20 protein-coding genes are annotated in these 23212 nt (G+C 72.0%); 15 read left to right on the top strand and 5 right to left on the bottom strand.

The window, feature by feature from the left end; all coding sequences use genetic code 11:
* Nucleotides 1-99 precede the first annotated feature (99 nt).
* From OG885_RS30910 to OG885_RS30900, 3 genes are read left to right on the top strand one after another with little or no spacing between them, the layout of a single operon-like run.
* The gene (locus OG885_RS30910) at nucleotides 100-696 is read left to right on the top strand and encodes a toxin-antitoxin system, toxin component family protein (protein ID WP_405737561.1); all 597 of its coding nucleotides are present in this window, start codon (nucleotides 100-102) and stop codon (nucleotides 694-696) included.
* A 44-nt stretch (nucleotides 697-740) separates the two neighbouring features.
* Nucleotides 741-1925 carry an MAB_1171c family putative transporter gene (locus OG885_RS30905; protein WP_405742945.1) on the top strand — a complete coding sequence of 395 codons (1185 nt, stop codon included), beginning with the start codon at nucleotides 741-743 and terminating at the stop codon, nucleotides 1923-1925.
* Nucleotides 1918-3330, top strand: a complete 1413-nt coding sequence (locus OG885_RS30900; protein WP_405737560.1) for an FAD-dependent oxidoreductase — start codon at nucleotides 1918-1920, stop codon at nucleotides 3328-3330. The genes OG885_RS30905 and OG885_RS30900 overlap by 8 nt, the downstream gene beginning before the upstream one ends.
* A gap of 88 nt (nucleotides 3331-3418) precedes the next feature.
* Here the strand turns inward: OG885_RS30900 and OG885_RS30895 are convergent, their stop codons facing one another.
* Nucleotides 3419-4276: an SMP-30/gluconolactonase/LRE family protein gene (locus OG885_RS30895; protein WP_405737559.1), complete on the bottom strand. Its 858-nt coding sequence runs from the start codon at nucleotides 4274-4276 to the stop codon at nucleotides 3419-3421.
* A complete protein-coding gene (locus tag OG885_RS30890; RefSeq protein WP_405737558.1) occupies nucleotides 4273-5046 on the bottom strand; it encodes an IclR family transcriptional regulator in 774 nt (257 codons plus the stop codon). The genes OG885_RS30895 and OG885_RS30890 overlap by 4 nt, the downstream gene beginning before the upstream one ends.
* Before the next feature lie 209 nt (nucleotides 5047-5255).
* Between OG885_RS30890 and OG885_RS30885 the strand changes: the two genes are divergently transcribed.
* Together OG885_RS30885 and OG885_RS30880 are read left to right on the top strand one after the other, a co-directional pair.
* Nucleotides 5256-7343: a TerD family protein gene (locus tag OG885_RS30885; RefSeq protein ID WP_405737557.1), complete on the top strand. Its 2088-nt coding sequence runs from the start codon at nucleotides 5256-5258 to the stop codon at nucleotides 7341-7343.
* Nucleotides 7344-7389: 46 nt separating this feature from the next.
* On the top strand, nucleotides 7390-8682 hold the full coding sequence (locus OG885_RS30880; protein ID WP_405737556.1) for a TerD family protein: 1293 nt from the start codon (nucleotides 7390-7392) through the stop codon (nucleotides 8680-8682).
* Here OG885_RS30880 and OG885_RS30875 read toward each other — a convergent pair.
* Both OG885_RS30875 and OG885_RS30870 read right to left on the bottom strand, forming a co-directional pair.
* On the bottom strand, nucleotides 8679-9920 hold the full coding sequence (locus tag OG885_RS30875) for a helix-turn-helix domain-containing protein (RefSeq protein ID WP_405737555.1): 1242 nt from the start codon (nucleotides 9918-9920) through the stop codon (nucleotides 8679-8681). The two genes, OG885_RS30880 and OG885_RS30875, sit on opposite strands and share 4 nt — an antisense overlap.
* Nucleotides 9921-9923: 3 nt before the next feature.
* Complete coding sequence (locus tag OG885_RS30870) at nucleotides 9924-10076, bottom strand: hypothetical protein (protein WP_165951142.1); 153 nt, start codon at nucleotides 10074-10076, stop codon at nucleotides 9924-9926.
* Nucleotides 10077-10258: 182 nt separating this feature from the next.
* Between OG885_RS30870 and OG885_RS30865 the strand changes: the two genes are divergently transcribed.
* From OG885_RS30865 to OG885_RS30820, 10 genes are all read left to right on the top strand, one after another.
* A complete protein-coding gene (locus OG885_RS30865) occupies nucleotides 10259-11236 on the top strand; it encodes a DUF3068 domain-containing protein (RefSeq protein ID WP_405737554.1) in 978 nt (325 codons plus the stop codon).
* Between the two features lie 199 nt (nucleotides 11237-11435).
* A complete protein-coding gene (locus OG885_RS30860; RefSeq protein WP_405737553.1) occupies nucleotides 11436-12587 on the top strand; it encodes a glycosyltransferase family 4 protein in 1152 nt (383 codons plus the stop codon).
* Between the two features lie 56 nt (nucleotides 12588-12643).
* Complete coding sequence (locus OG885_RS30855; RefSeq protein ID WP_405737552.1) at nucleotides 12644-13369, top strand: class I SAM-dependent methyltransferase; 726 nt, start codon at nucleotides 12644-12646, stop codon at nucleotides 13367-13369.
* The gene (locus OG885_RS30850) at nucleotides 13366-17532 is read left to right on the top strand and encodes an alpha-(1->3)-arabinofuranosyltransferase family protein (RefSeq protein ID WP_405737551.1); all 4167 of its coding nucleotides are present in this window, start codon (nucleotides 13366-13368) and stop codon (nucleotides 17530-17532) included. The genes OG885_RS30855 and OG885_RS30850 overlap by 4 nt, the downstream gene beginning before the upstream one ends.
* Entirely contained in the window at nucleotides 17529-19013 is a 1485-nt protein-coding gene (locus OG885_RS30845) for a condensation protein (protein ID WP_405737550.1), read from the top strand. The genes OG885_RS30850 and OG885_RS30845 overlap by 4 nt, the downstream gene beginning before the upstream one ends.
* Complete coding sequence (locus OG885_RS30840) at nucleotides 19010-19753, top strand: methyltransferase domain-containing protein (RefSeq protein ID WP_405737549.1); 744 nt, start codon at nucleotides 19010-19012, stop codon at nucleotides 19751-19753. Before OG885_RS30845 ends, OG885_RS30840 begins: the two co-directional genes overlap by 4 nt.
* 24 nt (nucleotides 19754-19777) lie before the next feature.
* Nucleotides 19778-20689: a hypothetical protein gene (locus OG885_RS30835; protein ID WP_399957273.1), complete on the top strand. Its 912-nt coding sequence runs from the start codon at nucleotides 19778-19780 to the stop codon at nucleotides 20687-20689.
* The gene (locus OG885_RS30830) at nucleotides 20686-20904 is read left to right on the top strand and encodes a Trm112 family protein (RefSeq protein WP_405737548.1); all 219 of its coding nucleotides are present in this window, start codon (nucleotides 20686-20688) and stop codon (nucleotides 20902-20904) included. Before OG885_RS30835 ends, OG885_RS30830 begins: the two co-directional genes overlap by 4 nt.
* On the top strand, nucleotides 20901-21731 hold the full coding sequence (locus OG885_RS30825; protein ID WP_405737547.1) for an FkbM family methyltransferase: 831 nt from the start codon (nucleotides 20901-20903) through the stop codon (nucleotides 21729-21731). The genes OG885_RS30830 and OG885_RS30825 overlap by 4 nt, the downstream gene beginning before the upstream one ends.
* A complete protein-coding gene (locus OG885_RS30820) occupies nucleotides 21679-22278 on the top strand; it encodes a hypothetical protein (protein WP_405737546.1) in 600 nt (199 codons plus the stop codon). Before OG885_RS30825 ends, OG885_RS30820 begins: the two co-directional genes overlap by 53 nt.
* 12 nt (nucleotides 22279-22290) lie before the next feature.
* On the opposite strand, the gene OG885_RS30815 is transcribed toward OG885_RS30820, so the two are convergent.
* Nucleotides 22291-23166, bottom strand: a complete 876-nt coding sequence (locus OG885_RS30815) for a RimK family alpha-L-glutamate ligase (RefSeq protein ID WP_405737545.1) — start codon at nucleotides 23164-23166, stop codon at nucleotides 22291-22293.
* Nucleotides 23167-23212: the final 46 nt, after the last annotated feature.

Below are 23212 nucleotides of genomic sequence, written 5' to 3'. Positions count from 1 at the left end.
TTCTCAGTTGTACGAACGGTCCCCGGAACCCGGTGACGCGGACACTTCCCGCCGCGTACTCTCGGACGAACTGCCGTGCGGTGGTGAGAAGGGGGATCGATGGACATCGCGGGCGCGCGCAGGAGTTCGGGGCGGATCGCCGCGGCACTGCGACGGGCGAGAAACGGTTCCGCGATGCGCGATCTGGCGGGCGAGCTCGCCGCCGCCGTACGGGCCGCGCCGCGGCCCCCGACCGGGGCGCACGAGGTGTGCCGGGCGCTGTGCGAGGCGATGAGCGGGCGCCGCGGCGGACGGCCCGTGGAGCTGCGGTTCGAGCGGTTCCCCGACGAGATCGAGGTGACCGGCCTGTGCGTCGAGTTCCAGGACTTCGATCTGATCATCGTCGAGGAACGGGCCGAGGCGGTCCAGCAACTGGTCATCCTCGGACATGAGTTGTGGCATCTGCACGCCGGGCACCGGCACGGCGTGGGCTCGGCCGCCGCACGCGCGCTGGCCGGCGAACCCGACTGGAAGGACGCCCTGACCGTCGCCGCCCGTGACGGCTCCCGGCAGACGGACGAGGCCGAGGCCGACGACTTCGGACACCGCCTCGCGGCCGTCTTCCGGCCCTGTCTGTCGGGCCACGGCGGCCGGCAGCACCTCGAACCGCTGGAGCGGTCGCTGGGCTACCGCGGCCGCCGGGGCACCGCGAGGTGAGCGACGCCTTCGGGACGCTCGCCGCGGGAAACCTCCTCAGCGGGATGTACGTCTCCTTCTGGCTGCCCACCGCCGTGCTGACCGCGGCCCTGGCGATCAAACTGCCCAGCATCCTCAAGCTGTGGCGGGACCCGCTGCTGCGGGCCGTCGGCGGGCTGCTGCTGTTCGCCTGCGCGGTGTTCGTCTTCGCCGCCCCCTCCACCATCGCCTGGACCAACCGTGTCACCGGCGTCCCGAACATCGCCGCGCCCTGGGTCTACTCGCTGCTCACCGCGCTGTGCGCGTCCTGGCTGCTGCTGGTCGTGCACTGGCGCAACGGCCGTACCGAACGCCACGCCCAGACACGCCGCGCGACCCGCTGGGTGGTCGCCCTCTACGCGGCCGTCGTCGCCGCGCTGTGGATCCTGTTCGCGCTCGCCGACGTCCCCGTGGAACAGATCCGGGACCTGGACACGTACTACGCCTCCACGCCCTTCATGCGGGAGCTGATCCTCCTCTATCTGAGCGCGCACACCGTGGCCAGCCTGATCACGTCCCGGCTGGTGTGGAACTGGATCCGCACCGACGGCCTCGACGCCTGGCTGCGCTGGGGACTGCGCTTCCTCGGCGTCGGCTTCGCGACCAACCTGCTCTTCAGCGCGGCCAAACTCAGCGCCGTGGTGGCCCGTTGGACCGGCCACGACCTGGACTGGCTCAACACCAACGTGGCGCCGTCGGCCGCCTGTATCGCCGCCACCTTCGTCGCGGTCGGCTTCATCGTGCCGCACGCCGGCCAGTACCTCCAGGAGCGCTGGCTGGTCCGCCGCCGCCATCGCGGCCTGGCCCCGCTGGCCCGCCTCATGCGGACCGTCGCAGGCGGCCGCGAACCCCTCGGTCTGCGGGCGACCCCCGAGATGCGGCTCATCCGCCGCGAGACGTTCATCCGTGACACCCTCCTCCAACTCGCCCGCCGCCTCGACGAGGACCTGCGCACCCGGTCCTACGACGCCGCACGCGCCCTCGGCCACGCACCCGGCCCCGCGCAGGCCCTGGCCGCCGCCGTGACGATCCTGGACGCGGTGGAGGCCGAGCGGCGCTCCCCCGACGGCGGCGGGACCAGCGCCCCCGACACCACTTACCTGCTGCAGGAGATCCAGGCCGTGTCCCAGGCCCTGCGCAAGCCCGAGGAGATCAAGGCGGTGCGCGCCCGCGCGGCCGTCCCGGCAGAGAGCATGTCCACGCATGATTGAAGCTCCGTCCCCCGCCAGAACCGCCGTAGTCCTGGGGGGATCCCACACCGGCATGCTCGCCGCCGCCGCGCTCGCCCAGCTCGCCGAACGGGTCGTCGTCGTGGAGCGCGACGAACTGCCCGCCGGGCCCGCGCCCCGCAAGGGACTGCCGCAGGCCCGGCACGCCCACATGCTGTGGTCGGGCGGTGTGCACGCGCTGGAGGAGCTCCTGCCCGGCGTCACTGGCGAACTCCGCGCCGCCGGGGCCCGCCGGGCGCCGGTCACCACGGACATGGTCGTCCTGTCGGCCCACGGCTGGTTCCGTCGCTGGCCGGAGTCCCACCACGTCATCCTCGCCGGCCGCGATCTCCTCGACGCGACGCTCCGGACCCGGGTCCTCGCGTCCCCGCACGTCGAACTCCTCGACGGCACGGAGGTGTTGGGGCTCGTCGGTGACGCCGAGGCGGTCACCGGGGTCCGGGTGCGGGAACGTGACGGCCGGGAGCGGACGATCGACGCCGGGCTGGTGGTCGACGCGAGCGGGCGGGGTTCGGGAGCGCCGGGCTGGCTCACCGGGCTGGGGCTGCCGGCGCCGGAACAGCGCGAGGTCGACTCCGGCCTCGCCTACGCGAGCCGGCTGTACCTGGCCCCCGAACAGGCCCGTGACGGCTTCCCCGTCGTCAACGTCCAGTCCGACGCCCGCGCCGAGGGTCCCGGCCGCGCGGGCTTCCTGCTGCCGATCGAGAACGGCCGCTGGATCGTCACCCTCAACGGCACGCGCGGCGGCGAACCCACCTCCGCGAACGCCTCCGGTGACGACTTCGTCCGCTTCGCCCGTGAGTCGTTGCGGCATCCCCTCATCGGTCAACTCCTCGAGCGCGCCGAGCCGTTGTCGGACGTGGCGTTCACTCGGACGACCGTCAACCGGCGCTACTTCTACGAGCGGATGCGGGCGTGGCCGGACAACTTCACCGTCCTCGGTGACGCGCTGGCCGCCTACAACCCCGTCTACGGGCACGGTCTGGCCGTGGGGGCGCAGAGCGCGGTGATCCTTCGGGATGTCGTACGGCGGTACGGGTGGGGGGCGCCGGGGGTGTCCCGTCGGGTGCAGAAGGCGGTGGCCCGGCCGGTGGGGGCGGCGTGGGATCTCGCCACCGGGCAGGACGTGTTCTATCCCGGGGCCACGGAGAGTGGGCCCACGGGGCGGGACCGGCTCGTGGCCGCGTACGTGGATCGGCTGATGTACGCGGCCACGGGGAATGGGCGGATCGCTCGCCGGGTCACTGACGTGACGTCCCTTGAGCGGCGGGCGGAGGTGTTGTTGGCGCCGTCGGTTCTGTTGGCGGCGTTGGTGGGGCCGTTGAAACCGACGCTCGGTGAGCCGCCTTTGACTGCTGAGGAGTTGAAGGTGGCGGGGGTTCGGTAGTCGGTCGGGTGCGGGCGGTGGGGGCTGGTCGCGCCCACGCGGCGGTAGCCGCAAATCGATACAGCCCCGCGCCCCTAACGGCATCGACTCACCCGGCGTAGGGAAGTTGAGGCAAACCCTTCCCTGCTCCCGGTACCACCAGTAGCGAGCCCGCCACCGGATGTGGCGTCTCCAGCCCCACCCTTGCCGTCGTGATGTACAGGTCCGTCAGGTCCGGGCCGCCGAACGCGCACGCCGTGACCCTCGGCGTCGGCAGGGTGACGACGCGGTCCAAGGCGCCCGACGGCGTGTAGCGGCGTACCGCTCCCCCGTCCCACAGGGCCACCCATACGCAGCCGTCCGCGTCGACCGTGAGGCCGTCGGGGAAGCCGGCGCCGTCCTCGATCTCGGCGAGGGGGCGGCGGTTGGACACCCTCCCCGCCTCGTGGTCGAAGACGTCGACCCGGCGGGTCGGGGAGTCGATGTAGTACATCAGGCGGCCGTCGGGGCTCCAGCCGGTGCCGTTGCTGACGGCGACGTCGTCGAGGACCGTTTCCGCCGTGCCGTCGGCCGTGAAGCGGGACAGGGTGCCGCCGCCGGGGGCCTCGTCGTAGCGCATGGTGCCGGCCCAGAGGGAGCCGTCGGGGGCGATCGCCGCGTCGTTGGCCCGGCGGCCCGGCACCGGCTCGTGGTGGAGCCAGTGGAAGGTGTCGTCCGGGTCGAGGAGGGCGACGCCGTCCCGGAGGTTCAGCACCAGGCCGCCGCCCGCGCGTGGCTTCGCGGCGCCGACGTGCTGGTCGGTGACGCGGACCGAGCTGCGGCCCGTCGCCGGGTCGTAGCTGTGCAGGCGGGCGCCGAGGATGTCCAGCCAGAGCAGCCGGCCGGTCGCCGGGTCCCAGGTCGGGCCCTCGCCGAGGGTCGCCTCGGCGCGGACGGCGACCTCGTAGTCGTACGTCTTCGAGGTCATCCCACGCTCCGGTGGCCCAGGCGCTCGGACAGCTCGACGGCGCCCTTGGCGGCGAGCTGCTCCAGCTCCTCGCGGCGGTCCTCGCTCCAGCGGATCATCGGCACCGAGATCGACAGCGCGGCGACGACCCGGCCGGTGCGGTCGCGGACCGGGGCGGCCACGCAGGAGACGTCCGGGTTGGACTCGCGGCGCTCCACGGCGACACCCCGGTCACGGATCTCGGCGAGGGCCTCGCGCAGAGCGGCCGGGTCGGTGATGCTGTTCGGAGTCATCGCGGTCAGGCCGGCGTCGTCCGGGATACGGGAGCTGAGCTCCGGCTCGGGCAGCGAGGCCAGCAGCATCTTGCCGACGGAGGTGCAGTGGGCGGGCAGCCGGCGACCGGCGGCGGACACCATGCGCACCGCGTGCGTGGAGTCGACCTTCGCGATGTAGATGACGTCGGTGCCTTCCAGGATGGCCACGTGGACGGTCTCGTCGCAGGTCTCGGCGACCGAGCGGGCGACCTGCTGGCCCTCGGCGGCGAGGTCGAGCTGCTCGGCGTAGCGGCTGCCGAGCTGGTACGGACGTACGCCGAGCCGGTAGCGTCCCGGCTGGCCCTGGACCGGGACGATGTACGACCGCGCGGCGAGCGTGGTCACCAGCTCATGCACGGTGGTGCGCGGCAGCTGGAGCTTGCGCACTATGTCGGGGGCGGAGAGCGTGCCGTCCCCGTCGAGGAAGAGCTCGAGGATGTCGAGCGCCCGGGTCACGGCAGGTACGAGACGTCCCACGTCCGGTCCCCTCCCTTGGTGCCTGTAAGGCTGCGTTCGAAATTTCAACAGCCGATCGGAATGACGAACACAGGCTACTCAACTCCAGTTTGCCCGGGCAATGGTCCTACGCGTGCGAGCTGCCGGTATTACTGTGTCCGTGTGTGACACGTCACATTGCGTGGCGAGTCTTGGGGGATGCGGTTCCTGGGGGGAATCTCGTGCGCGAAATGACCAAGGGGTCCAATGCCGCCCTGTCGGCGCTGAGTGAGAACACCGGTTCGGTGATCGTCAGCCTGGGGTGGAGCAGTCCGGCGGGTGACGGCGACGCCGATGTGTCCGTCTTACTCCTGGGCCCGAACGGCAAGGTCCGCAGCGACGCGGACTTCTACTTCTACAACAACCCGGTGGCCGCCGACGGAAGCGTGCACCTGCTCGACAAGACGCCCACCGAGGACGGCAACGAGGACCGGATCAGCTTCGACCTGACCGTGGTGCCGCCCGAGGTCGACCGTGTCGTCGTGGCCGCGAGCCGCTACGGCGACGCGCACTTCGGGGAACTCGACGACCTCCGGGTGACCCTGTCCGACGCGGTGGGCGAGAACCTCCTCCGCTTCGCCGTCGGCGACCCCGACAAGGTGAGCGCGATCATCTTCGGCGAGCTGTACCGCCGCGAAGGGGAGTGGAAGTTCCGAGCCGTCGGACAGGGTTACGCATCGGGGCTGGCGGGCCTCGCGACGGACTTCGGCGTCGACATCGACGACGAGGCGGAGACCAGCGAGGAGAACGACGAGGCGGAGACCACCGTCGGGGATGCGGGGGCTACGGCGCCCGCGGCGACGCCGGAGCCGACCGGGAACGGTGACCCGGCCGGCCCGCCCTCGGACGCGTCCCCCGAGCCGGACCCGGCCGAGACCCTCAACGCCGTACCGGCTCCCCGCCGCGCCACCGACGAGGCCAGGCCGCGCAAACCGGCCGCCCGGCCGCGCACCGCCAAGAAGCGGGCGGCCCCGCCCAGCGCGCCGCAGAAGTCCCTGGGGGAGAACGACTCCTGGCGTCCGGCCAGGCTCTTTCCGCTCTCCGCGCTCAAGAGCGACCGGGACCGGGAGATGCGTGCCACCTCGGTGCTGTTGTCGGTGATGACCCAGGTACCGCGGTTCGGCCGACGGCTCACCGCCGCGTTCGGCGCGCCGTCCGGCCGAATGGAGACCTTCACCGAGGTCTCCCTGCCGCACGGCGACACACCCCGGCGGCCCGACGGAGTGATCCGCATCGAGCGGGCCGGCAAGTTGTGGACGGCGCTCGTCGAGACCAAGACGAACGGCAACGCCCTCAAGGCCGACCAGGTGCAGGCCTACATGGACATCGCCGCCCGGCGCGGCTACGAAGCCGTGATCACGCTGTCGAACGACGTCGCGCTGGAGGGCACCCCGCTGGTCGACGTCAGGATCGACCGGCGGCGCAAGCACCAGGTGGCGCTCTGGCATCTGTCCTGGGCCGAGGTGGCCCATCAGGCACAGCTGTTGATCCGGCACGAGGGGGTCGGCAACGCGGCGCGCACCTGGCTGCTCCAGGAACTGCTGCACTATCTCCAGCACGAGAACTCCGGTTGCCACGGCTTCCAGAACATGGGCTCCGCCTGGGTGCCGGTACGCAACGGCATCAACGACGAGACGCTCTGCCAGGGCGACCCACGGGCCCTCGAAGTCGTCGAGAGCTGGGAGCGGCTCATCCGCCAGGTGTGCCTCAGGCTCGGTGGCGAACTGGGCCAGAAAGTGCTGCCCGCGCAACGCGTCAGGCGCGGCACCGACCATGGCACGCGCCGGATCCAGCTGGCCGACCAGCTGTGCCTGGAAGGGCGGTTGCAGGCACAGCTGCGCGTCGACGAGGCGCCCGGCCTGCTCACCGTCGGCGCCGATCTGCGGACCGGCAGACTGCGCACGTCCATCGAGATCCCGGCGCCCGAGCAGGGCTACCCCCTGAGCTGGGTCAAACGGCTCGTCCGTCGCCTCGCCGAGGCACCGGCGGATCTGCATGTGGAGTCCCTGGTCGAGGGTGACGCCCAGGGTCCGCGCGGCACCCTGGAAAGGCTCCGCCCGGAACCCGCGGACCTGCTCCCCAAGAACGGCACGCAGATCACCGGTTTCCGGCTGTCCCTCCTGAAGGGCATGGGCAGCACCCGCGGCAACGCCGAGTCCGGCTTCATCCGCAGCGTGGACGACGCCGTGCACCGCTTCTACACGAGCGTGGTGGTCCACCTGGACGGGCCGGCCCCCCGGCGCACCCCCTTGCCTTCCAGGTCCGATGTGACAAGGTGACGTCACATCGACGGGGCGTCACATCGACGGGGCGGGGGTAGTAGCTGTGCCTGAACTTCTCAAGGGCGGGAACACCGGGGTCGGGGCAGGGCCGCTGACCGTCGAACTGCACTCCGCGGGCGACCCGGTGGACCTCAGCGCCCTGCTGGTCGGTGCGGACGGCAGGGTCAGGTCCGATGCCGACCTCGTCTTCTACAACCAGCCCACCGTCGAGTCCGGCGCGGTCCGCCACCTCGCCGCGGACGCCGGCGCCCCCGAGCGGATCGCCGTGGATCCGGGGGCGCTGCCCGCGGACGTGGCGCGGGTGGTGCTGGTCGCGAGCTGCGATCCGGACGACACGAGTCGCACGTTCCGGGAAGTGGGAGGCGTCACCGTCCAGGCCGCGCAGGACGGGACCGAGCCCGTCGTCTTCCGGCAGCCGCCCCTCGTCGACGGTGAGCGGGCCGTCCTGCTGGTCGAGCTGTACCGGCGGGGCGAGGGCTGGAAGCTGCGGGCCATCGGGCAGGGGTACGCGGAGGGGCTGGCGGGGCTCGCGACGGACTTCGGGATCGATGTGTCGGAACCGTCCACGCCTGAGGCGCCTCAGGTGCCCCAGGTGCCTCGGATGCCTGCGCAGGCGGCCCCGGCCCCCGTTCCCCCGAGCCTCGTCAAACCCCCGCTCGGCAAGGTCAGCCTCGACAAGGGCGGCCAGGTCTCGATCAGCCTGGACAAGAAGGACCGCGAGCTGGTGGTCACCGTCTCCCTGGAGTGGGACGGCGGCAGCGACCAGCGGCGCCGGCGGGGCGCCGACCTCGATCTGTACGCCCTGTTCGTGCCCGCGTCGAAGGCGCAGCGGGGCGGGTCCGAGGCGCCCGGCACGATCGTGAAGACCGGCCTCGCGAAGCAGATGCCGCAGAAGGGCGACAAGGGCCCGAAGGCGGACGTCGTCTACTACAAGAACCTCGGCTCGCTCCAGCAGGCCCCCTACATCCAGCTCGACGGCGACTCCAAGGTCCCCGGCCGCGAGACCGTGCGGATCGTCCGTCCGGACCAGCAGGGCTATGTCCTGCTGTGCGCCTACTCGGCCCTCAGCAACGGCTTCGGCTCCTTCAAGAGCTTCGGCGCGCAGGTCGTCGTGGACGACGGCCGCGGCTCCAACGTCACCGTCCCGCTCTTCGAGAACACCAAGACCCGCTACTGGGTGGCCATCGCCCTCGTCGACTTCACCTCGGCGGACGGCGCGGCGATCCAGCACATCGAGGCGTACAGCGGCCGCATGACGGAACGCCGCCCGGTCCTGCACCCGGACGGCACGATCGAGATGAACGCGGGTCCGGTGGAGTTCAAGGGCCGCGACTAGGAACGACCCGCTGTCCCCAACGCGCCCCTCAACCTCTGCGCCCGCAGCACCAGTTCGAGTTCGAAGCGGCGGTCCGGGTCGTCGATCTCGGCGCCCCAGAGTTCGCGGATCTGGCGTAGGCGGTAGCGGACGGTCTGGGGGTGGACGCCCAGGCGGGTGGCCACTTCCGGGGCGCCGCCGCGCGTCTCCAGCCAGGCCAGCAACGTCTCGGCGAGGCGGCGGCCGTGGGTGGGGCCGCAGTGGGCGAGAGGGGCCAGGCAGCGCACGGCGAGGTCGTCGATGAGTTCCTCGGGTTGCAGGAGGACCAGCGCCTCCGTGTGCTCGGTGCAGTACAGGACCTCGCCGGCCGGCAGCAGTCGGCGTTCCATGAGGCTCACCGCCGCCTCCGCCCAGCGCAGTGACTTCGCCGCGTCGGCGAGCGGGACGGGCGGGCCGATGGCGCCGGCCCAGCCGGTCAGGGCGCGGTGGAGGAGTTCGGGGCGCCCCGCGCAGTCCGGTTCGGGGACGACCATGCGGGGCTGCTCGTACTCCATGTCGAGAAGGACGCCCTGGCCGACCGCGGGTGCCATGGCTTCGCGCGCCGGGCGCAGCAGGACGCCGACGGCGACCTTCTCGGGGAGCGTCCAGCCGATCCGGGCGGCGCGCTCGGTGAGCAGGTCGTCGGGGTTGCCGCCGCGCGGGCGTTCCGCCAACAGCAGTTCCATCAGGCCGCGTTGGAGGCGTAAGCGCTCGCCGGCCTGGCGGGCCGCCGCCTCCGCGTAGCCGCGGACCGACTGGTCGACGAGGCCGTCCAGGTACTCGTAGCCGGCGTCGACGAGTTCGTACATCGCGGGGGGCGGGATCTCGACGCGCTGGCCGATCTCGGCGAAGCGGCGCCAGGCGAGCCGTACGCCCATGCGGTAGATCGCCTGGAGCGAGTCCAGGCTGCGTCCGCCGATACCCTCACCGCGGCCGAACTCCTGGAAGACGCCGGGCGGGACGGTGGGGCGGCCCTCGGCGGTCTCCAGGTGCTGGACGAAGACCTCGATGGCGCGGCGGATGCCGACGAGCGCCATCGGCTCGCCGGACTCGTCGAGGACGACGGGCAGATGGGGGTACTCGCGGCGGATCTCGCGCAGGATCTCGTCGGCGAGTTCGGGCGCCTCGGCCATGGCGATCGCGGCGAACCGGCGCACCTGGAGGCGGGGTACGTCGAGCCAGGCCGAACGGGAGCTGACGGTTGCCGGGCGGGCCGTCACGGGTCAACTCCCCTGGCCCGCTTGCTCATAGGTGATCAAGGGGGTGTTCGGTTGGTCGGGCGTGGCGTCGAGCAGGGCGACGATGCCGAGCGCGGCACCCACGGCGAGCACGGCGGCGGCCACGACGGTCAACGCGGCGGCAAGCAGTCTGGACATCGCAGGGTCAGCCTCTCAGTGGCCTCAGTGGCTCTCTTCCGGCGGTCCCCACCCCGGCGCGCTCCACCCTGACGGTCCGCCCCAGTGTCGACATGAGATTGACACCTCGTCAAGACGGCTCTACGGTTCCCGGCCCATAGAGCGGCCCGAACTCCGTACCCTCACGCCCCTGGAGTGCCCGGATGCGCCGTACAGCCTCTCCTCTTTCCCTGATTCTGCTGGGACTCGGTACGTTTCTGCTGGTCCTGGCGCCCTTGCTGGCGTGGTATGTGACCCCGCGGGCCGCCGTGAACCCGATCGACATCGATCAGACCGCCGTCTACAAGGGCACCGGCAGCGTCTTCGACACCGACAAGGTCGAGACCGTGCCCGGCCAGGAGATCACCGTCACCCAGCGGGTGCGCGGCAACGTCGAGGACAGCGAGCGCAGCGGCGACGCGGTCTGGGACGTGACGACCACGGTCGACACCGACAAGTCGCTGCCGGCCTCCGATCCGCATGACGCGCTGGAGTTCATCCCGCACCGCTGGGTGATGAACCGCGAGACGACCAAGCCGGTCCACTGCTGCGGCGAGAAGCCGTACATCGAGGGCGAGGCGTATCTGAAGTTCCCCTTCGACGTGCAGAAACGCTCGTACCAGTGGTGGGACAACTCCCTCGGTTCGACGGTCGTGCTGACCTACCGGGATACCAGGAAGGTCCAGGGGTACACGGGTTACCGGTTCACCGGCACGGTCGCCCCGGCGAAGGTCGGCACCCGGCTGGTGCCGGGCAGCATCGTCGGCCTGAAGAACCAGCCGCAGGTGCTCGCCGAGGAGTGGTACTCCAACCACGGCATCGAGCTGGTCGTCGACCAGCGCACCGGCCGGGTGATCTACGCACAGGTCGGCCCGAAGCGCACGCTGCGGGCGCCGGGCGCGAAGAAGGACGCGGTGGTGCTGCTGGACAGCGAGAAGATCGCGTTCACCACGGCGACGCAGAAGGACGCCGTGAAGCAGGCCAAAAGGGACAGCGGGCAGCTGAAGGCGATCGGTGTGACGCTGCCGATCGGGGCGGCCGTGGGCGGCTTCGTCCTGGTGGTGGCCGGTTCCGTTTTGTTGGTACGCGGGAGGCGGCATCCCGGTTCTTCCGATACGCCCGATCCCACGCTCACGATGTGACGTGACGTCAGCTCTAATAAGCCCGGAAATTGTCATCCCGGTGAGTAGCAATGAGGAACGGGTGGGCGAAAACTGTCCACCCCCACCCGGGCACAGTCCGCCCACACCGTCCTCGTAGGAAGCACTCACATCCCCCACAGGAACACAAAGCACCTCCCCACGCTTCAAGTTCCGCACCCTGAGACGAGTTGGAGCACGCATGCCCCAGCACGTGCCTTCGTCGCTGCGCGCCACGCACACCCCGGCATCGCAGCACCCCTCGGCGCTCCCCCCACCTCCGCGCCGAATCGTTTTCCTCGCCCATCGTGATCTGGGCAACCCGGCCGCCGGGGGCTCCGAGCTCCTGGTCGACCGGCTGGCCGACGGTCTCACCCGGCTCGGTCACCAGGTCACCCTGCTGTGCGGCGGTCCCGCGTCGTACCGCGACTACCGGGTCGTCTCCGCGGGCGGCGAGCTCGGTCACTTCCTGCGCGCCCGCTCGGCCTTCTCCCGTCAGGTCGGCGACTGCGATCTGCTGGTCGAGGTCTGCAACGGGATGCCGTACTTCGCGCCCCTGTGGCACCGCGGTCCCACGCTGTGCCTGGTCAACCACGTCCACACCGATCTGTGGAAGATGCGGTTCGGCGGCCCGATGGCCCCCGCGGCACGGCTCGGCCGAAGACTGGAGCACTGGGCGCTGACCGGTGCGCAGCACCGGAGTCTGCTGGTCGCCGTGTCGCCGTCGACCGCGCACGCGCTGCGGGCGATCGGGGTGGAGCGTGAGCGTATCCGCGTCGTCCACAACGGAGTCGAAGAGCCCGGGCCGCGGGCCGACCGGTCGCCCGAGCCGTTGTTCGTCGCCGTGGGCCGGCTGGTCGAGTACAAGCGGATCGATCTGCTGTTGCGGCTGTGGGAGCGGGTGCGTCCCGTGACCGGCGGGCGGCTTGTCATCGTCGGGGACGGTCCTGAACGGGAGCGGCTGGAGCAACTCGCCGGTCCTGGAGTGGAGTTCAGAGGCCATGTCTCCGAGGCCGAGAAGCATCGGCTGCTGTGCGAGGCGTGGCTGTTGATGCATCCGTCGGCGGTGGAGGGGTGGGGGCTGGTCGTGACCGAGGCCGCCACCCGCGAGACGCCGACGATCGCCTTCGACGTGCCCGGGCTTCGGGATTCCGTCGTGGACGGGGAGACGGGTGTGCTGGCGCGCGGGGAGTCCTCGTTCGCCGCTGCCTGGTGCACCCTCGCGTTGTCCGGTGAGCGGCGGGAGTTGATGGGCAAGGCGGCTCGGGAACATGCGGCGCGTTTTCGCTGGGAGCGGTCCGTCAGACAGTTCCGGGCTGTTGCTGCGGAGGCGGTGAGGGGCTGGGGACCGTGAGGCGGCTGCGGGTGCGTCGTGGCTGGTCGCGCAGTTCCCCGCGCCCCTTCAGCGGCATGAAGGACCCCTCGATTCGTAGATCCGTTGCCCTGTTTCGTGCCTTCCTCAGCGAGCAGGACGACCCCGAAGCCTGCTACTCACTCCTCGCCCGCGACTCCGTCAACCAGGTCGAGGCCTACGACGGCCCCGTCACCGGCCGTACCGTCGTCGACGTCGGCGGTGGCAGCGGATGCTTCACCGAGGAGTTCCGGCGGCGCGGCGCCCACGCCTACCTCTTCGAACCCGACGTACAGGAACTCGGCGCCAAGCCGCCCGACGGGGCGGTGATCGCCGACGGGTATCTGCTGCCGCTGTACGACGGGGTCGCGGACGTCACCTTCTCCTCCAACGTCCTTGAGCATGTCGCCGATCCGCAGACCTTCGTCAGCGAGCTGGTGCGGGTGACGCGGCCCGGTGGGCTGATCTATCTGTCGTTCACCAACTGGCTGTCCCCGTGGGGCGGTCATGAGTGGGCGCCCTGGCACTATCTGGGCGCCGAGCGGGCGCGGGCCCGTTATCGGCGCCGTACCGGAAGGGCCGCGAAACACACCCTCGGCGAGAACCTGTTCGCCGTGCACATCGGCCCGACCCTGCGGCAGGTGCGCGCCCGTGACGACGTCAGGGTCGTCTCGGCGCGCTCCCGCTACTGGCCGTTCCTCGCCGAGACCGTGGTGAAGGCGCCCGGGATCCGCGAGGTGGCCACCTGGAACCTCCTCCTCATCCTCCGGCGGTGCCCACCATGACGACGTCCACGGTCCAGGCCCCTCCTCCGGCCGCCGTCCCCTCCACCGCGCGCAGGTCGGGCCCGCCGGAGGGCCCGCGGTCGCGCCGGTGGCTGGTGGGGTTCTGGGCCGTGGTGTTCGTGCTGTTGCTGGCGGTGCATCCGGGGCGGCAGACCTTCGACACCAAGCTGGGTGTCACCGTCGACCCGGGTCGCTTCTTCTCGGATCTCGGGCAGCTGTGGCAGGACCAGGGGTCGTTCGGCGGGATCTCCGACCAGTACGCCGGCTATCTGTGGCCGATGCTGCCGTTCTACTGGCTGGCCGACGCCGTACGGCTGCCGGTGTGGCTGGCGGAACGGCTGTGGCTGTCGCTGATCGTGTCGGTCGCCTTCTGGGGTGCGCTGCGGCTCGCGGAACGGCTGCGGATCGGGAGCGGGGCGTCACGGCTGCTCGCCGCGCTCGCGTACGCGCTCTGGCCGGTCTTCACCATCGTCATCGGGTCGACCTCGGCCGCCGCCCTGCCCGGCGCCTTTCTGCCCTGGGTGCTGCTGCCGCTGGTCGACGAGCGGTACAGCGCCCGGGTCGCCGCCGTGCGGTCGGCGCTCGTCATCCCGTTCATGGGCGGCGTCAACGCGGCGGCGACTCTTGCCTCGCTGCTGCCCGTCGGGCTGTATCTGCTCACCCGGCCCTCCGGGCCCCGGCAGAGAAAGCTGCTCGCCTGGTGGGTGCCCGGTGTGATCCTCGCGACCGCCTGGTGGTGGATCCCGCTGCTGCTGCTCGGCGTCTACGGGGAGAACTTCCTGCCGTACGTCGAGAGCGCGCAGACCACCACCGAGACCATGTCGGCGACGGAGGCGCTGCGCGGCGGCGGCAACTGGGTCGCGTATCTGCACTTCGGTGAGGCGTGGCTGCCGGCCGGGTGGACGGTCGCTTCCTCGGTGATCGTGATCGTGTGCTCGGCGCTGGCCGCCGGGCTCGGGCTCGCGGGACTCGCGCGGCGGGATCTGCCGGAGCGGCGCTGGCTGACGCTGACGGTGATCGTGGCCGCGCTGATCCTGCTCGCCGGGTACGGCGGCGGGTTCGGGGCGCCTTTCCACGGGGTCGTGCAGGACTGGCTGAACGGGGGGCTCGCGCCCTTCCGGAACATCTACAAGTTCCAGACGGGGCTCGCGCTGGCCCTGGTGCTGGGGCTCGCCCATCTCGTCGGGGTCGCCGCCGAGACGCGCGGGGCGCGGCCGGTGCGGGGGCGGCGGTTCGCTCCGCTGGTCGCCGCCGTGCTGATCCTGCCGGGGCTGATGTGGCCGTATCTCAACGGGTCGATCCTGAACCCGGGTTCGTTCCAGGAGATCCCCAAGTACTGGAAATCGACGGCCACCTGGCTGGAGAAGTTCTCCCCCGACGCGCGCGCCCTGGTCGTCCCGGCGACCGCGCACGGCATCTACACCTGGGGCTCGACCATCGACCAGCCGCTGGACGTGGTCGCCAAGTCCCGCTGGGCGCAACGCGACTACGTCCCCTTCGGCACGGCCGGCAACCGGCGGGCCATGGACGCCGTGGAGGACGCCCTGACGAGCGGCGGCGAGGTCCCCGGGCTCGCCGACTTCCTGGCCCGGTCGGGTGTTCGGTACATCGTCGTCCGTAATGACCTCGACCCCGATCAGATCGGCTATGTGCCGACGACGGTCGTCAAGCGGACGCTGGAGCAGTCCGGGTACAAGCGGGTCATCGGCTACGGGCCGATCATGACCGGCGGCCGGATCGTGCACGACGCCCCGCTCGCGGTCGAGGGGCTGTACCCGAGGCAGCGGGCGGTGGAGATCTATATGCCGCCCGACGGCACCACGAACCCCGGGCACGCCGCGCTGCTGCCGGTCGCCGACACCGCCGCCGTCTCCGGCGGCCCCGAGTCGCTGCTGCCGCTGGCATCCGAACTGCGCGGCAGGGCGACCGTCCTGACCGGCGACAACCACCCCGGGCTCGGCACCCCGCAGCTCCAGATCACCGGCGACGGACTGCGCCGCGCCGACACCCGGTTCGGCCTGGTCAACGCCAACACGTCGTACACGTACACCAGTAGTGAGCGCAACGCGCCGGAAGCCTCCGAGGACGCGGGCGACAAGCCGCACCAGATCCTGCCGACGACCGGCATCGACCACCAGACGGTCGCCCAACTGCGCGGCGCGCGTTCGGTGACGGCGTCCTCGTACGGCAACTGGCTCTTCCATCTCCCGCAGTTCGACCCCGTCAACGCCTTCGACGGCAACCCCGACACGGCGTGGGTGGAGGGCTCGCTGGGTTCGGCGGACGGGCAGTGGCTGCGGATCGGGTTCACGGACGACGCGTACGACATGCCGTCGTCGTTCAAGGTGACACCGCTGCCGCAGGAGAGCGTGCGCGCGGCGCCGACCGAGGTGCGGGTGGAGACGGAGAACGGCTCGCGGACCAGTTTCCTGCGCCCCGACGGCATGACGCAGTCGGTCAAGGCACCGCCCGGGCCGACGAGTTGGATGAAGCTGACCATCCTCGACTCGATCGAACGCCGCTCCGGGCTGCTGGGCGCGGGCTTCTCCGAGATCGACCTCCCCGACGTCCAGGTGACCCGGCTCCTCCGGCTCCCCACCGACGCCGAGGACACCGCCGCCGACGCCGACCTGATCTCCCTGCACCGGGCGGCCGACGGCACGGAGGCCGGTCTGCACCGCCGCTTCTCGACGGCCACGGCGGGGACGTACGAGGTGAAGGCGAGCGCGACCACCGTGCCGGGCCCGGAACTCGACAAGCTGCTGTACGAGGTCGCCCCCGACCAGGACAACCGCATCGTCGCCACCGCCGACTCCACGGCCGCCCTCGGCACCGGCCTGTCGGCCCGCAACCTCACCGACGGCGACCTGACCACGGCGTGGATCGCGGGCGACCGCCCCACCATCCACCTCAGCTGGGACGGCAAACAGCCGGTGAGCGAACTGGTCCTGGCCCCCGCCGGGGGCCTCGCCACCCGCCCCACCCAGGTCGACATCAGCTCCCCGGACGGCTCCACGACCGCGGGCGTCGACGAGAACGGCTGGGTCCGCTTCCCGGCCATCACCACCGACCACCTCGACATCACCGTCACCGACACCGCACCGGTCACGCTCTACAACCCGGTCGTCGACGAGAACCTGCGCCTCCCGGTCGGCCTCACCGAGGCCTACATCCCCTCCCTCGACCAGTACCGCACGCCCCAGCCCCGCGACACCCGGACGTTCTCCCTGCCCTGCGGCGAGGGACCGGTGGTGTCGGTGGACGGCGAGCTGTACCGGACGAGCGTGAAGGGAACGGTGGCGGACCTGCGCGAGCGCCGACCGGTCGCGGTAACGCTCTGTCAGGAAGGGAAGAAGAACGCCGAGTTGGCACTGTCGGCCGGTGCCCACCGGGTCGAGGGCGGCGACGCCGGGCCCCTGACCCTCACCGACGTGACCCTGACCCGCGGCACGGTCACCGAGCCCACCGCGGCGAGCCGGGAGCTGAGGATACGGGACTGGCTCGGCGACCGCCGTGAGGCGACGGTCGGCTCGGGCGCGGCCATGTACCTGACGACGTACGAGAACTACAACGACGGCTGGAAGGCCACGCTGAACGGCAAGGAGCTGTCGCCGGTGCGGCTCGACGGCTGGCAGCAGGGCTGGCGGATCCCGGACGGGGCGGGCGGCACGGTCAAGCTGTCGTACGAACCGGCGGTGACCTACGACGGCGCGCTCATCGGCAGTGGTATCGCGCTGCTGCTCCTGCTGGGCCTCGCCCTGTGGCGGCGCCGCTCCCCCAACCCGGACGACCCGCAGCCGGTGGCCCCGCCGCCGGGCCTGTGGCTGGGCACGGTCGCGCTCACCGTGGTGGGGGTGCTGATCGCCGGCTGGTTCGCCCTGCTGGTCCCGGCGCTGGCGCTGCTCGCGTACCGGCGCCATGCCTGGCTGGTCCCGATCGCGTTCGTGGCCCTCGCCGGGGCGGGGATCGCGGCGGCGACCGGGGCGGGCGAGCCGGTGGCGGCGGGCGAGGGCGCGTTCGGTCGGGTGGCCCAGCTGCTGGCGCTGATCGGCCTGTTCGCGGCGGTGGTGAGCGTGCGCGATCCGGACGACGACGGGGACGCGGGCGGGGCGGAGGCGCCGACGCGGGTGCTGCCCAGGTTCGAGGGGGGAGAGAAGGCGTGAGCGTGCGGACCATCCCGTTCCCCGTGGTGGACGAGGTCGCCCGGCACTGCCTCCAGGAGGAGGAGCCGGAGACCGTCCACATCGAGGTCCACCTCCCGGGCCGCCTGGACCCGGCGGGCCTGCGCAAGGCGTTCCACGAGGCCCTCCTGCGCCACCCCCGCATCCTGATGCGGGAGGCGCAGGGGCCCTGGTACCGACGCCGCTACGCGTGGGAACTGACCGAGCGGCCGGACGTGGAGGTGGTCACGTTCCCGGCACCGGGGAGGGACGCGCTGCGGGACGCGAGGACGCGCGCGCTGACGACGGCTCCACCGCTGACGGATTCACCGCCGGTGCGGTTGGAGGTGGTGGAGCGAGTCGGCCGGGTGGAGGGAAGCGAGGCGACAGACGCCGTCGGCACTACCGGCACCGCTGCCGCAGCTACCAGCTCCCCTCCCGCAGCTGCCGGCAGTCGTGCCGACACCGCTGCCACAACTGTCACTTCCCCTGCCGCAGCTGCTGGCAGTCGTGCCGCTGGGGCGGCACGGGTGGGCGCAGCGGCACCCCGCGAGCGCGGGCAAGCGACCCCCACCCCCGCCCAGCCCCAAGGCACGGTCCTGTTCCTCACCATCAACCACACCGCCCTCGACGGCCCCGCCTGCCTCCGCGTCCTCGCCACCGCCGCCGAGATCTACAGCGGCAAGGACAACTCCCCCACCGCACCCCCCACCCGCACCCCCGAACCCCAACCCGACCCCACCGGCACCCCTTCCAACTGGTCACCCCCCGCCCGAGTGGCCCCCGGCACCCCCGAGCCCTCCCCCGGCAACGGCCTGCTCGTCACCGAACTCCCGCTCCTCCATCGCCCCAAGGGCGCCCCCTACACCGTGAACGACCAGCTCATGGTCTCCACGGCCCTGACGATCGCCCACTGGAACAGGGAGCACGGCGCCCGCCCCCGCCCCCTCCGCATCACCATGCCGGTGGACGACCGCCCGCGCGACACGACCATGCCGATCGGGAACGGTACCCGCCTGGTCGAAGTTCCCTTCGCGCCGGACGAGTTGGCGACCGCCGACATACAGGGCCTCCTCACCCGCACCGCGACCCGCACCCGCGCCCTCAAGTCCCTCCCCCGCCCCCAGCTCGGCCACGGCGCGGCAATCCTCACCGCCCCCGTCACCCCCGTGGCCTGGCGAGCGGCGCTCACCCGCGGTCTGCGCCGGGCCGCCGCCCCCTGGACGTCGACGACCCTCCTCAGCAACATCGGCCGTATCCCCTACCCCCTCGACTTCGGCGAGGACGCGGGCCGCGCGCACGCGGTGTGGTTCTCGGCGCCGGCCAGGATGCCGCGCGGCCTCACCGTCACGACCGCGTCCACGGCCGGCCGGCTGCATCTCGCCCTGCGCTGGTCACGGTCCCTGCTCAGCCATGGCGACGGCGCCCATCTGCGCGACCTGTTCGAGCACTACCTGCACACCACGGACGTGGAGCAGTCATGACCACCGCCCAGACCGACCGCGCCGCCGCCAAGCCCCGTGAACTGCGCGACTTCTACGAGAACCCCGCCGTCCCCGTCGCCTCCGGCACCCCGCGCAGCCTCCGCCAGGCCCGCATGCTGGCCGCCGCACTCCACCAGCGCCCCGCGCAGACGATCCTGGACATCGGCTGCGGCGACGGAACGGCCGCGGCCACCGCCGCGCCCCTCCTCCCCGGTCACCACCTCGTCGGCGTCGACTGGTCCCAGGACGCCCTGCGCCGCGCCCGCACCCGGCTGCCGTACGCCGTGCGCGGTGAACTCACCGGCGGAGGACTGCCGTTCGGGGCCGAGTCCGTCGACGCCGTGCTGTTCAGCGAGGTGATCGAGCATCTCGTCGACCCGGACGCGGCGCTGGACGAGATCAGCCGGGTGCTGCGCCCGGGCGGTCATCTCCTGCTGTCCACGCCCAACCTGGCCGCCTGGTACAACCGCGCCCTGCTGCTGGCCGGGGTGCAGCCGGTGTTCTCCGAGGTCAGTCTGCGGGCGATCCACGGGCGCCCGGGACGCGAGGTCGTGGGCCATCTGCGGCTCTACACCGCGCGTGCGCTGCGGGAGTTCGTCGCCGCGGCGGGCTTCACCGTCGTACGACTGGAAGGGGCCCCCTTCCACGGCGTACCGCGTCCGCTGCGGCCGCTGGACCGGCTGGCGTGTCGCAGACCGTCGCTCGCCTCGATCCTGTTGTTGCACGCGCGAAAGACCTAGGGGGCGTGGACCATGTGGTGGGGAGTGGCGGCTGCCCTGTTGGCGAACACCCTGTACAGCGTCGGTTTCGTCCTGGAGAAACGGGCGCTCACGTCGTTGCCCGAGGTGTCGATCCGGGAACCGGCACGGCTGCTCCGCCTGGTGCTCGGCAGCCCCCTGTGGATCGGCGGTTCGCTCGCGCTGGCCGCCGGGTTCGGGGCGCAGCTCGTGGTCTACCGGACGCTGCCGATCGCCGCCGCGCAGGGCATCTTCGTCTCGGGGCTGGTGCTGCTGGTGCTGCTGTCGGCGCGGCTGCTGGGCGAGGAGACGACCGGGCGGGAGCGGTACGCGCTGGGGGCGATCCTCGGCGCGCTGCTGATGGTGGTGCTGTCGCTGGACGAGAGCGCGGACGCGGTGAGCCAGGCGGCGCCGTATCCGCTGATCCTGCTGGTGTGCGTGCCGTCGCTGGCCGCCGGGGTGTGGCTGTACGGGTCGGCGGAGCGCCGCTCCCGGCACCGGCATCGGCTGCCGACGACGGGTGTCGAGTACGGCGTGGCGGTGGGCCTGCTCTACGGCGTGAGCTCGCTGGCCATCAAGGGGGTGTCCACGCGGCTGACCTCAAGTGGGCTCGGGACGGCCGTGGTTGACGTGCTGCGCTCGCCGTATCCGTATCTCCTGCTCTTCACCGGCGCGTTCGGGCTCGTCATGTCGCAGGCCGCGCTTCAGCGTTGCCGTGCCTCGCTGATCGTGCCGGTGTGCACGACGGTGACGTGTCTGTTCACGGCGGTGCTCGGCACGCTGTCGTTCGGCGAGACGCTGCCGCACGACCCGCTGCGCCTCGCGCTGCGGCTCGCGGGCACGGTCCTCGCCGTCTCCGTCCTGCTGTCCATGCCCAAGCACGACCCGCAACCCGACCCTCAACCCCCCATCGGTGCCAAGGAGTTGACACCCCCATGAACCCCGACGACCCGCTGCTGCGGATCCTGGCGTGCCCGCTCGACAAGGGGCCGCTACACCTGGTCGGGCCGGACGAGGCCCTCTACAACCCGCGGCTGCGCCGCCGTTACCCGATCGTGGACGGCATCCCGCAGTTGCTGCCCTCCTCCGGGGAGCAGGTGTCGGACGACGAACACGAGCAACTGCTCAAACGGATGACAGGGACGATGTCGTGACGCTCGCCGCTCGCATCGCCCCGCTGCTGCCCGACCGGCTGGTGGCCGCCGTCGCCCGGGCGGTCTATCCGCGCTTCGAGCCGGAGCTGGCCCGGCTGCCCGAGCTGTGCCCCGAGGGCTGTGGCACGGCCGTGGACGTCGGTGGCTGGTACGGGCCGTGGACGCGCCGTCTCGCGGCGCGGGCCGACCGGGTGGTGACCGTGGAGCCGGTGCCGCGGCTGGCCCGGCTGCTCGCCGCGACCGCCCCGCCCAACGTCCGGGTCGTCCAGGCCGCCGCGGCGGAGCGCCCCGGCACCGCCCGGCTCTGGCTGCCGCCGGACGACACGGGCGAGCGCGGGGTGTCGTCGCTGGTCCGCCGGGACATCCATCAGCGGGCGCTGTCCGTCGGCTGCGTCACGCTCGACGAACTCGGCCTGAAGGACGTCGGGTTCATGAAGGTCGACGTGGACGGCAGCGAGCTGGCGGTGCTGCGCGGCGCGACCGCCGTCCTGGCCCGCGACCGCCCCGCCCTCTTCGTCGAGCTGGAGTCGCGGATCCAGCCGATCGGCCCGGTGGTGACGTATCTGTCGCTGCTCGGCTACGCGGGCTGGGTACTGCCGGGCGACACCTGGGTGCCGCTCCGCTCCTTCCCCCTGGAAGCCCACCAGGAGGGCGCCTCGTACGTCGTCTCCCACGGCCTGCTGCGCCGCGTGCTGCCGTTCCGGGGCCCGCGGTACGTCAACTCGGTCCTGTTTCTGCCCGACGGCCGCCGTCCCGGCGCCGGCGTCGGCGACCATGGGACGCATGCCCTCCGCCAAGCCCCCCGCCAGCCCCTTCGGCCCCGCTGACTTCCAACTGGTCCTGCTGCGCCGCATGGCCGACCACAACCCGGACCTGGTCGAGGACGCCCGCCGGGAACTCGGTGCCTCGCTCGCCGAGATGCGCGAGGCCAACAAGCGCTGGCAGGCCATGCTGCGCTCCCCGCGTGCGCGGGCCGCCGCCTCCCGTTACCGATCGGTCCTCGGCCCACCCGAGTCGGTGCTCACCCGCAAGGTCGGCGACATGGAGTGCGAGGCGTGGCTGTGGCCGCTGCCGCTCTGGCCGGACCTGCGCTTCGAGGTGCTGCTGGCGCCGACCGGGACGGCGGTGTGGAACGAGTGGCTGGTCCGGACACCGGGGGCGCCCGGTCCTGAGCTGCGGACCCTGGAGGACCTCACCCCCTGGTCGTGCACGGTCGACGAGGTGGCCCGGGCCTTCGCACCGGCCCGCCCCCTGGAGGGGACGGCTCCCACCCGCTGGGGGCTGGCGTTCACGGCCCCGGACGCGGAGGGCGTACGCCGTCAGTGCGCGGCGGAGTTCACCTGGGGACTGCTCCAGCGGCTGGCGGTGCGCTGAGCGCCGGGGAGCTCACCGCGGTACGGCCGCCCCCAGCACCGCCTCCACCACCCGCGGCAGCGACTCCGGGTGCAGGAACAGGAAAAGGTTCGGCTCGACGAGCTCCAGCTCCATCACCACCGGCTCCCCGTCGTCCCCGTCGACCAGGTCCACGCGCGCGTACAGCAGCTCGGGAGCGTCCGGTACGGCGGCCAGGGCGCGCTCGGCGACGTCCAGCTCGGCCGGGGTCGCCGTCCACGGCTCAAGGCCCGGATGGGCGACCTTGTCCGCGTCGAAGGCGGTACCGGGCGCGAGCACGGCCCGCTTCCGGCTGGCGTGCAGCAGCCGCCCGCCGAAGAACTGAAGCGCCCGCTCCCCGCCGGCGTCGATGCCGCGCATGTACGGCTGGATCATCGCGGTGAACCCCTCCGCGTGCATCCGCCGAACCTGCCGTACGGCCGTGTCGTGCTGGTCCGCCGTGTACCGCGCGGCATAACGGGCCCCAGCCCCGGAGGTCGGCTTCACCACGTACTCGTGATCGTCGGGCAGCTCGACGGCGTCACCGGGCGCGAGATACGCCGTGGGCACGGTCGGCACCCCGGCCGCGGCCAGCTCCCCGAGGTACCGCTTGTCGCTGCTCCAGCGCACCACGTCGGCGGGATTGGCGAGCCGGGTCACCTTGCCGACCCGCTCGGTCCACGCCGTGAACTCGGCGGACCGCCAGCTGTAGTCCCAGGTGGACCGGATGAGGACGAGGTCGTACCCGCCCCAGTCGGCCTCTGCGTCGTCCCAGTACACGGCCTCCGCGTCGGCCCCGGCCGCCCGCAGCGCGTCCACCAGCACGGGCAGATCACGGTCACGGGAGGGCTCGGGCCGGGGATCGTAGGTGGCGAGGGCGACACGGGGCACGGGTGGGGTCCCTTCACACAGCGGTTTTCCGAGGTCACGGCAGGCT

Origin of the sequence: Streptomyces sp. NBC_00028 (genome assembly GCF_045041065.1) — a bacterium.
Lineage (GTDB): Bacteria > Actinomycetota > Actinomycetes > Streptomycetales > Streptomycetaceae > Streptomyces.
Note: the sequence above shows the minus strand (reverse complement) of the source record. Positions and strands in the feature narration are given on the sequence as shown.

Coding starts and splice junctions, on each gene's coding strand:
- OG885_RS30910 (WP_405737561.1), top strand. CDS start 100: ATGGACATCGCGGGCGCGCGCAGGAGTTCGGGGCGGATCGCCGCGGCA.
- OG885_RS30905 (WP_405742945.1), top strand. CDS start 741: ATGTACGTCTCCTTCTGGCTGCCCACCGCCGTGCTGACCGCGGCCCTG.
- OG885_RS30900 (WP_405737560.1), top strand. CDS start 1,918: ATGATTGAAGCTCCGTCCCCCGCCAGAACCGCCGTAGTCCTGGGGGGA.
- OG885_RS30895 (WP_405737559.1), bottom strand. CDS start 4,276: ATGACCTCGAAGACGTACGACTACGAGGTCGCCGTCCGCGCCGAGGCG.
- OG885_RS30885 (WP_405737557.1), top strand. CDS start 5,256: ATGACCAAGGGGTCCAATGCCGCCCTGTCGGCGCTGAGTGAGAACACC.
- OG885_RS30870 (WP_165951142.1), bottom strand. CDS start 10,076: ATGTCCAGACTGCTTGCCGCCGCGTTGACCGTCGTGGCCGCCGCCGTG.
- OG885_RS30865 (WP_405737554.1), top strand. CDS start 10,259: ATGCGCCGTACAGCCTCTCCTCTTTCCCTGATTCTGCTGGGACTCGGT.
- OG885_RS30860 (WP_405737553.1), top strand. CDS start 11,436: ATGCCCCAGCACGTGCCTTCGTCGCTGCGCGCCACGCACACCCCGGCA.
- OG885_RS30855 (WP_405737552.1), top strand. CDS start 12,644: ATGAAGGACCCCTCGATTCGTAGATCCGTTGCCCTGTTTCGTGCCTTC.
- OG885_RS30850 (WP_405737551.1), top strand. CDS start 13,366: ATGACGACGTCCACGGTCCAGGCCCCTCCTCCGGCCGCCGTCCCCTCC.
- OG885_RS30840 (WP_405737549.1), top strand. CDS start 19,010: ATGACCACCGCCCAGACCGACCGCGCCGCCGCCAAGCCCCGTGAACTG.
- OG885_RS30830 (WP_405737548.1), top strand. CDS start 20,686: ATGAACCCCGACGACCCGCTGCTGCGGATCCTGGCGTGCCCGCTCGAC.
- OG885_RS30820 (WP_405737546.1), top strand. CDS start 21,679: ATGGGACGCATGCCCTCCGCCAAGCCCCCCGCCAGCCCCTTCGGCCCC.